Annotated in this window: 9 protein-coding genes and 1 pseudogene; 5 read left to right on the top strand and 5 right to left on the bottom strand. The window is 72.3% G+C overall.

Going from position 1 to position 11,936, the window contains the following annotated elements:
- Together AB0N76_RS37520 and AB0N76_RS37515 are read left to right on the top strand one after the other, a co-directional pair.
- Positions 1 to 371, top strand: a pseudogene (locus AB0N76_RS37520) (hypothetical protein); the annotation flags it as partial.
- A 301-nt stretch (positions 372 to 672) separates the two neighbouring features.
- Positions 673 to 1,854, top strand: a complete 1,182-nt coding sequence (locus AB0N76_RS37515; RefSeq protein WP_363565235.1) for a cytochrome P450 — start codon at positions 673 to 675, stop codon at positions 1,852 to 1,854.
- A gap of 164 nt (positions 1,855 to 2,018) precedes the next feature.
- On the opposite strand, the gene AB0N76_RS37510 is transcribed toward AB0N76_RS37515, so the two are convergent.
- Positions 2,019 to 2,993, bottom strand: a complete 975-nt coding sequence (locus tag AB0N76_RS37510) for a hypothetical protein (RefSeq protein WP_363565233.1) — start codon at positions 2,991 to 2,993, stop codon at positions 2,019 to 2,021.
- Between the two features lie 756 nt (positions 2,994 to 3,749).
- Here AB0N76_RS37510 and AB0N76_RS37505 point away from each other — a divergent pair.
- Complete coding sequence (locus AB0N76_RS37505; RefSeq protein ID WP_363565231.1) at positions 3,750 to 4,133, top strand: hypothetical protein; 384 nt, start codon at positions 3,750 to 3,752, stop codon at positions 4,131 to 4,133.
- 106 nt (positions 4,134 to 4,239) lie between these two features.
- Here AB0N76_RS37505 and AB0N76_RS37500 read toward each other — a convergent pair whose 3' ends face one another.
- Positions 4,240 to 5,271 carry a polyprenyl synthetase family protein gene (locus AB0N76_RS37500; protein WP_363565229.1) on the bottom strand — a complete coding sequence of 344 codons (1,032 nt, stop codon included), beginning with the start codon at positions 5,269 to 5,271 and terminating at the stop codon, positions 4,240 to 4,242.
- A 199-nt stretch (positions 5,272 to 5,470) separates the two neighbouring features.
- Positions 5,471 to 6,523, bottom strand: coding sequence for a M12 family metallopeptidase (locus AB0N76_RS37495; RefSeq protein WP_363565227.1), 1,053 nt, complete (start codon positions 6,521 to 6,523; stop codon positions 5,471 to 5,473).
- A gap of 270 nt (positions 6,524 to 6,793) precedes the next feature.
- Here AB0N76_RS37495 and AB0N76_RS37490 point away from each other — a divergent pair, with 270 nt between their 5' ends.
- A complete protein-coding gene (locus AB0N76_RS37490; protein ID WP_363565225.1) occupies positions 6,794 to 7,531 on the top strand; it encodes a DUF5995 family protein in 738 nt (245 codons plus the stop codon).
- A gap of 133 nt (positions 7,532 to 7,664) precedes the next feature.
- Here the strand turns inward: AB0N76_RS37490 and AB0N76_RS37485 are convergent, their stop codons facing one another.
- Positions 7,665 to 8,105, bottom strand: a complete 441-nt coding sequence (locus AB0N76_RS37485; protein ID WP_363565223.1) for a hypothetical protein — start codon at positions 8,103 to 8,105, stop codon at positions 7,665 to 7,667.
- An 82-nt stretch (positions 8,106 to 8,187) separates the two neighbouring features.
- Entirely contained in the window at positions 8,188 to 8,736 is a 549-nt protein-coding gene (locus tag AB0N76_RS37480; RefSeq protein WP_363565222.1) for a hypothetical protein, read from the bottom strand.
- A gap of 690 nt (positions 8,737 to 9,426) precedes the next feature.
- Here AB0N76_RS37480 and AB0N76_RS37475 point away from each other — a divergent pair.
- On the top strand, positions 9,427 to 11,936 hold a 2,510-nt coding region (locus tag AB0N76_RS37475; protein ID WP_363565220.1), incomplete at its 3' end, for an amino acid adenylation domain-containing protein.

Below are 11,936 nucleotides of genomic sequence, written 5' to 3'. Positions count from 1 at the left end.
GCGACAAGGGCACCAGTTCGTCGGTGCCCCCGACCTTCATCAACGACCGCCTGTGGGGCGCCGGGCACCTGATCGAGTTCTTCGACAGCTTCAGCACCCGGACCGGCACCGGCGCCGGGCAGAACCTGTCGCTGGGCGCCGGGCACTACACCCCCGACGTCGCCAAGATCACCGTCAGCTACGGCGACGACCCGACGCAGTACCCGGCCGTCATGGCCGGCGGCGCGTACGTCCACGCGGCGGCCATCACCGTCACCGACCCCAACCCGCGCGCCTTCACCCCGTCCCCCTACATCCACGCCTACAACGCCGCCGGCAAGGAGATCTACAACCAGAAGACCCAGCCCAACGTCAAGAAGACCCACCCGTAGGCGACACCGGTCCGAGCAGAGCCGTCTCTCCCCACGGCTCTGCTCTCCCGACGGGGACCGTCGAGGTCCCCCTCCGGTGCGGCCGAGCCGGAGCCGTCCCGGACACGCCGACCGGTGGCCGGACCCCCAGCCGGGGGTCCGGCACACGGCCCCATGACGCCCCGGCACCACAGACGACCGGCGCCTCCGCCCGTGCGGGAGACCCCGGGCGGAGGCGCTGCGGCTAGGCTCGGTCTCTCAGCAGTACCCGACCCACGACATCGTCCGCACCGCCGTAGCCGCAGCGGCACAGGGATCGACCATGGCCTCCTCCCCCTTCACCGATCCGGCGTTCCACACCGACCGCTACCCCACCTACGCCGCGCTGCGCACGGCCTCGCCCGTCCTCCGGATGCCGTCGGACGGTGCCACCACCGCGACCGTCGTCACCGGCTACGACGCGGCCCGGCAGGCATTCACCGCCCCGCTGTCGAAGGACACGGGCGCGTACTTCGCCGATCGACCATCCGGCCGGTCCCTGCACCCGGCCGTGGCACGCACGATGCTGGCGACCGATCCGCCGGAGCACACCCGACTCCGACGGCTGGTGGCCAAGGCGTTCACGTCGGCCCGGGTCGACGACCTGCGTCCCTACATCCGCGAGCTCGCCGAGCAGCAGGTCGGGAGGTGGCAACCCGGCACCGAGGTCGACCTCGTCGAGGAACTGGCCGGCCCCCTTCCGGTCACCGTCATCTGCGAGCTCCTGGGGGTTCCCCCGGCCGACCGAGCCGCGATCCGCGCCTGGTCGACCGACTTGTTCGCCACCGGCGACCACCGGCGCATCGACGATGCGTCCCACGCCCTGGCCGGCTACCTGTCGGAGCTGATCAGCACCAAACGCACGCACCCGGACCGCTCGCTGCTCTCCGACTTGATCGCGGTCCACGACGAGGACGCCGGCCGGCTCGGCGAGGAGGAACTGCTCTCCCTCGCCGTGCTGCTGCTGGTCGCCGGCCACGAGACCACCACCGCGGCGATCGGCAACGCCGTGCTGGCGCTGCTCCGGCACCCCGCCGAACTGGAGCTCCTGCGCACCGGCCCCCACCGCATCCGCACCGCCGTCGACGAGTTGCTCCGGTACGACTCCCCGGTCAGCATCGCCACCTGGCGGTGGGCACCCGAGGAGGTGGAACTCGCCGGGACCGCGGTGACCGCCGGCAGCCCGGTGTTCGTCTGCCCGGGCGCGGCCAACCGCGACCCGGCGAAGTTCCCCGACCCCGACCGGCTCGACCTCGGCCGCACGAACGCCTCCGCGCACCTCGCCTTCGGCCACGGAATCCACCGCTGCCTCGGCGCGCCGCTGGCTCGCGCGGAGGTCGAGATCGTGCTCGCCGTCCTCCTGGAGCACTCCCCCGACCTTCGGCTGGCCGTCCCGGCCGACGAGCTCGTCTGGCGGCAGTCCCGGTTGGTCCGCGGCCTCGTCGCACTGCCGGTGAAGCTCTAGGCACTCCCGCCGTCACGGCGGTCGCGAACGTCGGACTGTGGCCGGCCATCCCCTCACCCGTCCGGATGGCAGAAGGACTCCGCTCGAACACACGGTTCCGGTGCCCCGGCCGTTCGCGGGCCTTGCGTGAACGGCCGGGGCGGGTGGTGTCAGCGGTGGGGGTGTCAGCTGTGTCCGGCGGCTCCGCCGGGCGCGTCGTAGTTGCCGGTGGGGTTGGTGTTCACGGTGCCGTCATTGCCCTTGCCGCCCGAGCCCGGCGGCTGGCCGTTGCCGCCGTCACCGCCCTTCACGTACCCCTTGCCGGCGGCCAGGATGTCGATGGTGCGGTTGTTCCCGTCCCCTCCGCGGCCTCCTTCGCCGCGGTACCCGTCCGTGCCGAGTTCGGCGTTGCCGCCGCGTCCGCCGTAGGCCTCCACCGAGGTCGAGCTCGCGAGGCCCCGGTCGATGGTGATGTGGCCGTCGTTGCCGATGCCGCCCTCGCCGCCCCTGCCGACCGAGGTCCCGTCGCCGCCGCGCCCGCCCACGGCCTTCACCCTGCTGTCGAACCCGCTGCCGATGATGCGGCTGTTGTTGCCGTCGCCTCCGTGGCCGCCGTTGCAGTTGGCCTTCCCGGGCTCGTGGCCGCCGAGGCCACCCGACCCGCCGGTCACGGTGATGCTGCCCTGCGCACTGATGTGGCCGTCGTTGCCGTCGCCGCCGCGCCCACCGTCCCCGCAGGAACTCAGCGGAGCGATCGCCCGTCCGGCCCGCCCGTCGCCGCCGGTCAGGACCACGGTCTCGTGGCCGCCTCCACCGTAGATCTCACCGGTGTTGGCGGCCTTGCCGTCGGCGCCAGCCCCGTAGCCGTCACCGCCGCGCACCGTGATGGTGTCGTCCCCCTCCCCGCCGTTGACCTCGCCCTTGTTGCCGACCGTGTCCGCGCCGGCCTTGTCGCCGAGGTTGACGGTGATCCGGTCGTTGCCGCGCCCTCCGTTGACCACGACCCCGCTCGGGATCGCGAAACAGTCGATCGCGTCGTCGCCGTCCGTGCCGCGGATGGTCGAGCCGGTCACGTCCGTGCCGTTGACCGTGCACGTCACCGTGGCGGCGTGCGCGGGCGTCGCGGCGAACACCGCGATCGGCACGACGAGTGCAAGCACCGGCAACAGGGCCCGGCACGCCCGGCGCGCCGGGACAGGTGTGTTCGACATGGGAGAGTCCATTTCTCGTCAAGGGGGGGCAAAAGGGGGATCCGCACCGTCGGGCGCCGCCGTCCCGACGACGGCCCACGAAGCGCCGCCCGACCGGGGCACACGGCCCCGCCGGTCTCCGGAACCGGAGTATCCGGCCGCCGATCCCCACCCCTCGGGCCGACACGCCACCCGCCCCTCGCGCCTCCACCGGATGCCGCATCTACGCGGGTGGCCACGGACGGCGCGTGCGGAGCAGTCCTTCCGGTCCGCTCCGGGGCGCCCCCACGGTCCGGGTACTCCTCGACCTGGATCAGTCGAATCCGCCGGTGCAGGTGGTGGAGTCCTCCGGCGTCGTGCGGCCACGGCTCACCCTGGAGGTCCGAAACGTGCGCTACGCCGGGCAGGTCTGCGGTACCCAAAGGATCGGCAGCGGTCACGCGCAGCACTCGGTAGGCTACTGCTACAACACGTGGTCGAAGTAAAGGAACTCGGTACATGAGGCGACCTCTGCGGCCCGCAGGTGCGGTGGTCCTCCTGGCTGTCGCGGCCCTCGCGACGGCGTGTACCGGCGATGGGGCGGCACCCTCCGGAGGGGGCGTCCCGTGGCCCCTGGAAGGGCTGGCCGCCGCACCGGCAGGTCCCCCCGTCCAGGCCAGTGTCGACGCACCTCCTGCCAAGGGCACCGCCAAGATCCTGGGCATCGCGGAGGTGGAGGGAACCGACGTGATCCTCGCGGTCAGGAACGACACCTGCCAGGTCTCGTTCCTGGCGGCGCGACCCACCGATGCGACAACCACCGCTCCCACCTCGGTCGGCTCGCAGCGCCCGTCCGCCGGCGTGTCTTCGGACAGTCACCAGGGATTCCCCGGCGACGTTCTCACCGGAAAGCACACTCAGGCGTCCGCGCAGATTCCGCTGCTCGGTTTTGTGACCGTGGGATGTTCCGAAAAGGCCATGGCGGTGAGGGTGGAAGGCGCGGCTGTCTCGGCCGGAGTTCGGAACAAGGCGGGGGATTCACTGAAGTCCTGGCGGGACGGCCAGGACATCGTGGTGACCGTCGGGGACCCTGAGGCAATCCGCCGGCCGGACTCCGCTTCCACCTCCTGACGACACGTCTGGAACCAAGGGCGCCCGGTCCAGGCAGCGGGCGCCCTCACACCTGTCTCCGTGGAAAGCACCGTTGCAGTATCAGGGGCCGCCCCGGCCTCGGCTCTCAGTCCCGGGCGTCCAGCAGGAAGTCCGGGTACAGGTTCACCGTCTGATCGACCAGCCCGTGCAGCGCCGCGACGTACTCGCCCACCCCGCCGGCCTCGTCGATGCTCGCGTGCAGCCCGTCGATCAGCGGCCTGACCACCGCCGCGAACGCCCGCAGCCGGCTCGGGTCGGTCAGCCGCGCCGCGAACTCCGCCCGGGCCGCCGCGGAGTCCGCGCACTCGGCGAGCAGCTTCTCCGCCACCGCGCGCTCCGGATCGGACAGTGACGTCAGATAGTGCACCACCATGAAGGTGGCGGTCCCGTTGCGAAGGTCCTCGTACCGCCCCGAGGAGATGTCCCGCTGGTCGTTGACCAACTGCCGCAGCACGCCGAAACGCGCGCCGAGGTCGCGCCACGCGTCCACCCGCGCCTCGTCGCACCCGGCCAGCACCGCGCCCATCGCCGCCGCCATGGCGTACGGGGCACCGGTCTTCCCCAGGTAGCCGGCCATGACCGCGTCGGCGGTCGCCATCGCCGCGGTCGCCGTGAGGTCCGCGAGCTGCCCGGCCATCGCCCGGTGCCAGCTGCGCGACAGCTCCTGGCGCAGCCGCAGCGCCCGCTCCGGGTCGTCGCGGCACGCCTCGTCGAGCACCTCGGCCGCCAGGTGGCAGGCGATCCCGATCACGGCGAGCAGGTCTTGGTCCGCACTGTCCGTGTCAGCCGCGGCGGACGACCGCGGCCCGGCGTCGGACAGGTCGTCCAGGTAGCGCGCCGCGACCCACCACAGCACGTGCGCCACCGCCGCGGGCTCGGCCGGCGCCGGCTCACCGGAGTGCGTCCCGTGCACCAGGAACGGCAGCGCGACGATTCCGTCCACGGCCGGCCCCGAGCCACGCCCGGCGATCCGGTCCAGGAAGCCGGTCAGGACCCGTCCCATCGCGTGGTCGGCGGCCGCACCGGGCCCGGCCGAGCCGGTCAGCCCCTCGCCCATCGCGCGCAGCCGCCGCAGCACGGCGTCCGAACTCCACGTGGGTGCGCTTGCCGTCGTCATGATGTCCTCCGCGTGGGCGACCGGGCTCTTGGATTCGTTCAAAGAGTCGAGAGTCAAGACACGGAGACACTAGTGCGGCAACGGTGCTCACCGTGACGGTTCTCGGGTTCTCTCCTCGACGGCTCGACCGGGCCCGGACGAGCCGAGTCCGAACCCTTCCCCGTGGCGACGACGACCTGCCGGCAGCGGCGTAGCGGCCTTACTTGTACATGGCCTTGACGGCCGCGATGTCTCCGGCGGACAGCTCCGTGGTCTCGCCCAGGACCAGGCCGGCGGGGAGCGTCTTCTTCGGGGTGATGGTGTCCTTGCCGTTCTTCGAGTACGACTTGGGGCCGTAGTGCATGATCGACGCGTAGTCGTAGGCCGTGCCGAAGGTGCTCTCGCCCTTCTGGATCTGGAAGTTGTGCTTCTCGGACGGCTCGATGTTCTCGAAGGAGACCTTGACGTACGTGTCCCGGTCGGGGCGCTCCTGCTCGTGGTAGAGGCCGACCGCGTGCCCGATCTCGTGGACGAGTTCGACGGCGTCGCAGGAGTCGGAGTCGGCGATGTTGACGGCCTGCCGGCCGCCGACGCGGCCGACGTCGGAGTTGCAGCCGCCGTCCTTGCTGGGCTGGAACTCCACGTAGTCCGGGTAGGTCCTGGCGTTCGCGGCGGTCCGGACGACGAACCTGACGGGGGTCTTCTGCTGCCAGTGGTCGATCGCGGCCTTCACGTCGCTCTTCTGGTCCCCCGTGAGCTTGGAGTTGACCACATAGGGGATGGTCGCCTTCTTCCACCGGAACTTCTCGTTCGCCCGGCCCAGGGCGCGCGGTCGCGCGGACGGGTCGACGTCGAAGTCGTCCTCGACGACCGGCTGGTCGTCTCCGGTCAGGACGATCACGGCGTGGCCGGTCGCGGGGTCCTCGAAGTCCGCGCCGCCCTCGCTGGTGAGGATGTCGACCGTGACGGTGTAGGTGGTGTCGTCGCAGGTGATGTCCTCGACCTCCGCGCTGCCGGCGGCCTCCTCGTCGAGGTCCAGCTCCTGCTCGAAGCCGACGAACAGGGAGCGCGCGGTGTCGGGCTCGCAGCTGTAGGAGATCTCGGCGGTGACGAGGCCGGGCGTCTGGTAGGTCAGGCTCTCCAGCACGACTGTGCCTTCGGGGGCGTCCGGGTCGCTGTCGTCGGCGCGGGCCGAGGGGCTCAGCGGGCCGACGAGGGCCGCCAGCAGCAGGACGGCGACGGCGCGACGGGCGGCGGGGCGGCGGATGGCCATGGGCGTTCGGTGTCCCTCGGGCTCGGGCGGCGGCGACTGATCGTGTACATAGTGAGAGCGCGGGAGCCGCGGCCCGCAGCACGACACGAGGCCACCCGGGTGACCCCGCGTCCGCTCCGGGGCCCGCCGGGGTCGGGTCGGCCCATGGGGGCGAGGGTGGACGACGCGCCGGATTGGTTCGTCCACGTCTCATGAGCCGTGGCGTTGTACTCTCAGCCGGTCACGTACGGTAGTCGCCGTGCGTCATGCCCTCTCTCCAGGAGGTTGCCCATGGGCACCGAGCCGGCCCCCGCTCCGATCGGCCAACTCCCCGACAGCGTCAACGGTGCGATCCAGCGGATGAAGCAGCTGGACGCGGAACTGGACGCCCGGGACGGCGTCGCCGCGTTCAACCGCATGTACCTGAGAGTCACCGAACTGGTCGGTGCCAAGCTCACGGACGGCTTCTTCAAGGACGCCGCCTTCATCGGGCGGATGGACGTGATCTTCGCCGGCCTGTTCCTGCGCAACGTCGACGCCGCCAAGGCCGGTCGGCCGGTGAACCCCGCCTGGCAGCCGCTCATCGACGCACGGCACCGGGGCGAGGCGATCTGGCCCATCCAGTTCGCCTTCGCCGGCATGACCGCGCACATCGGCCACGACCTGGCGCTCGCCGTGATCCTCACCTGCGAGGAACGGCACACCACGCCCAACACCCCACCGGTGCACGCCGACTTCCAGAAGGTGAACCAGCTGCTCTCCCAGGTGGAGGCGGAGGTCCGGGCGGCCTTCGAGCCCGAACTGCTCAAGCTCGCCACAGCGGACGCCGAGGCGCTGAAGCATCTGCTCTCCAGCTTCAGCATGGAAGCCGCACGGGACGCGGCCTGGATCGCCGTCCAGGGACTCTGGGCGCAGAAGAAGGACCCGATCGCGATCCCCGGCTTCCAGCCCTCCTGCCAGGCCCTGGCCGCCTCCGTGGGACTCACCGCCCTGGCCCTGCTGGCCCCCGTGGTGCCGCCGACCGGCTGAAGCACCGCTACACCGATTCACCGCTCCACCGCACGAGACCACTCGGCGGTCCTCGGTCATATACCGGCCCCGGGCCGGGCCGACGGTTCGGCTCGACACGAGCGTGCGCCGTGAGCGCGCCGGTGGTGCCCGGTCAGCGGCGGCCGGTGGTCAGGACGATGAGGAACTGGCCGCCACCCGTCTCGATGTCGGCGGTCACCGGCAGCCCCGGCACCAGCCGGGAGAACCGGTCCACCAGCCAGTCCGCCGCCTCCCGGGCGTCCCGCTCGGTCGGGCACCGCCCCACCATCTCCCGGCCCCCCTTGCGCTCCAACCTCCCGGCAACGGTGATCAGCGGCGCGGGTTCGACCACGTAGAGGTGGTCCGGCCAGGCGATGACGACCTTCACCGCGCCCTTGCGGGTGTTGCACCCGCGGTGCGCGAGGCGCTCGGCGACCTTGGCCTTCCGATCGGCGGTCCTACTGTCGACGCTGGGCCCTCTGGGGTCGTTCACCGACATACCGGGATCGACCGGTTCGTCGCACACCCAGCACCGCCAGCCGTCGCGCGCGGCCACATCATCGAGGAGACTCACCCGAGTAACCTAGCCTGCCCCGCCACCACCCCGCACACCGGAGCCCCGGCCGCCGTCCGAGCGGCGGGAGCGGCCGGGCTTCCTACTTGAACCAGTACTGGACGCCGTCGTGCTTCGAGCACGTCCCGCTCGCGGTCTTGGAAGTCGACGAGGTCCCGTCCTTGCACACCGCCATCTGGTCGGGGACCGTCGGCGTCTGGCCGTGGTCCCAGCCGCAGAGGCCGACGGTGTGGTGGGCGCAGGTCCCGCCGGGGGCCGGGGCCGCCGCCGCGGGCTCGGAGCTGGGCTCGGCAGTCGGCGCGGGGGCCGCCTTCGTGGGCGTCGGCACCGGCGGGGCAGGCGCGGCCGCCGGGGGCGTCGTCGGGCTCGGCGCCGCCGTGGTCGGGGCCGCAGCGGCCGTGGTCGGGGCGGCGGCACCCGGGCAGGGTTCGGCGTCCTTGACGACCCCGAGGGTGACCTTCGTGGAAACCGGCGCGGCGGTGCCCGAGGCCGGGGTCTGCTGGCAGACCTTCCAGTTCGCGTCGACGAGCTGGGTCCGCTTGTGGTCTCCCCCCGCGACGTCGGTCGACTCGACGCTCTTGAACCCGGCCTGCTTCGCCGCCGTCTTGGCCTTGTCGAGCTGAAGCCCCACCAGCTCCGGCACCGACGTCCCGCTCGGCGCCGCCGCCGCGACCGAGTTCGCCCCCGCGGACTGCGCGGACGTCGCGGACGTCGACGCCGGCTCACACGCCGCCACGAACAACGCCAGCGCGGCCAGTCCCGCGTACCCGATCGCCGCCGGCCGGAACACCCGTCGCGCGGCTGTTCCGGCTATCCCACTACCCACGTTCCCGTACCGCCCTCAAGTTCGATGGAGAAAGCATGAAGCTATGCCCCGCGATCTCCACACAGCAAGCGGCTCCGGCAAACTCGCGCCGACGGCTCCAGGGACCGCCGAGCGGACCGGGCAGTCGGAACCGCCGGCACCCGACTTGGCACCCCGCTCGCCTCCGGTGCCCCGGTCCATCTGCCGCACCTGACCCGCTCGCCGGACGCCGTCCGCTCCAGCGGCCGACTCCTCGCCTCGCACGCCCCCGCCCTCCGGTGGCGCACACGAACGGTCAGCCCCAGCACTGCCTGAGGCCCCTGCCTCCCACCTAGGCATAGACCACCCCGGGAGTCAAGCTCCTTCACAGAATGCGCCCCCCTTCTTCCCCGTGCGCCCCCCTGCGCCTCCACAATTTCTTCACACCCCCTGTGACCCATCGCGCGCCTTGGGATACACCAATGCCGATGCGCACCAAAGTCCAGGGACCGGCGTAGGCGTGAGGGGAGCCCCACCGTGGAGTCAGGGACGAAGGACCTCCGACCGGAGGAGCAGGGCGGGGGCGAGGGCGGGTACCAGCCGTCGTTCGCTCAGCACCGGATGTGGTTTCTCGACCGGCTGGCGGGCGGTCGTAGCGCGGAGTACATCGCGTCGCCGATGTGGTTCGTCCACGGGTCGCTGGAGAGACCGGAGTTGGAGCGCGCGCTGGAGCGGCTCCTCGGCCGGCACGCCGCGCTGCGCACCCGCTTCGTCGAGCGCGACGGCGCCCCGCACGCCTTGGTCGCCGAGCAGTCGCCGGTGCGGATCGACTGGCGCGAGGCCGCCGACGCCGCCGAGGTGGCGCGGCAGGCCGAGGAGGTGGCCGGCCGGCCGTTCGACCTGGCAACCGGGCCGCTGCTGCGGATCGTCGTCTGGCGGCTGAGCGCGACCGAGCACGTCCTGCTGGCCGCCGTCCATCACATCGTCTCGGACGGCTGGTCGCTGGACGTGCTGGTCCGCGAGCTGGGCGCACTGTACGACGGCCGGGAGCTGCCCGAACTCGAATGGGAATACGCGGACTTCGCCGAGCGGCAGCGGCGCGACCTGGACGGCGCTGCGCTCGCCCATGGGCTGGGCTACTGGCGGGAGCGGCTGTCCGGGCTGCCGGCCTTGGAGCTGCCGACCGACCGGCCCCGGCCCACCGAACCGTCCTGGACCGGCGCCACCCGCGAGTTCACCCTCGCACCCGAACTCGTCGCCCGGCTGGAGCAGGTGGGCCGGGCACACGGCGCGACCCTGTACATGACCCTGCTGGCCGCGTACCAGACCGTGCTCGGCCGCTGGAGCGGGCAGCGCGACTTCGGCATCGGCGTCCCGGTCGCCGGACGTGGCCACTCCGAGGTCGAGCACCTCATCGGCCTGTTCGTGAACACCCTCGTGATGCGCGCCGAGCTCACCGGCGACCCGACCTTCGCCGAGCTGCTCACCCGGGTCCGCGACCACACCCTCGACGCCCTCGACCACCAGGACGTGCCGTACGAGCGGATCGTCCGGGAGCTGCGGCCGGAGCGGCCGGACACCGACTCGCTGATCGACACCTGGTTCGCCATGCAGAACCTGCCGGTGGAGGACGCGGAGGCCGACCGCTCCCCCGGCGCGCTGCGGTTCACCGACTTCGGGACCGACCGGCCGCGGGCGCTGTTCGCACTGTCGCTGTTCGCCCAGCCGCGCGCGGACGGCGTGGCGATGACCTTCGTCTACCGCACCGACCTCTTCGACGCGGCGACGATCGACCGGCTGGTGCGCCGCTGCCAGGCCCTGCTGGCCGCGGTGGCGGACCAACCCGACCAGCCCGTCAACACGTTGGGGCTGCCCGCCGAGGAACTGCGGGAGCTGCGCGAACTGGGCAGCGGCGACATCCCGGCGCCCGCCCGGGACACCATCACCCAGTTCGAGGACCAGGTCCGACGCACCCCGGACGCCGTCGCCCTCCGCACCGCCGGCACCACGCTCACCTACGCCGAGCTCAACACCCGCGCCAACCGCCTCGCCTGGTGGCTCACCGACCAGGGCGTCCGCACCGAGATACCCGTCGCCGTCCGACTCCCGCGCGGGCCCGAGATGCTCATCGCCGTCCTCGGCATCCTCAAGGCCGGCGGCGCCTACGTCCCCATCGACCCCGCCTGGCCCGCCGAACGCGTCGAACACATCCGCACCGACGCCGGCGCCCACCTCCTCCTCGACGGACCCCTGCCCGCCGCCGACCGGGACGACAACCCCCAGCATGCGGTGCACGAGCAGCAGTTGGCGTACCTCATCTACACCTCCGGCTCCACCGGCACCCCCAAGGGCGTCGCCATCCCACGCGCCAACCTCGCCGCCCACACCACCCGCATCCGCCGCCGCTTCGCCCTCGGCCCCACCGACCGCGTCCTCCAGTTCGCCGCCCTCGCCTTCGACGCCTCCATCGACCAGATCTTCCCGGCCCTCACCTGCGGCGCGAGCCTTGTTCTGCCCGAGCACGGCCTGATCACCCCGGCCCGTCTGATCACCGACCTGCACCGGCACGGCGTCACCCTCGCCAACCTGCCCCCGGCCTACTTCCGGGAGCTCATCGGCGCACTGGCCGAGCACGAGTCGGGCGCCCCGGACTCGCTGCGGCTGATGGTCCTGGGCGGGGACGTGGTCCGGCCGGGCGAGGCGCGCGCGTGGACGGAGCGCTACCCGGACGTCGAGCTGCTCAACGCCTACGGGCCGACCGAGGCGACGGTCACCACCACCCTGTTCGAGATCACCCCGGACAGCGCCGACCGCCCCGACGGCATCCCCATCGGCCGCCCCCTCGGCGACCGCCACCTCCACCTCCTCGACCACCACCTCAACCCCGCTCCCCGAGGCGCCATCGCCGAACTCCACATCGCCGGCACCCAACTCGCCCGCGGCTACCACGGACAACCCGCCCACACCGCCGACCACTTCCGCCCCGACCCACACGGCGAACCCGGCACCCGGATCTACCGCACCGGCGACCTCACCCGCTGGACCAC

This window comes from Kitasatospora sp. NPDC093806, assembly GCF_040683335.1.
In the GTDB taxonomy this organism is placed as follows: domain Bacteria; phylum Actinomycetota; class Actinomycetes; order Streptomycetales; family Streptomycetaceae; genus Kitasatospora.
The sequence above is the reverse complement of the archived record's forward strand: the minus strand, read 5'-3'. Positions and strand labels throughout refer to the sequence as shown.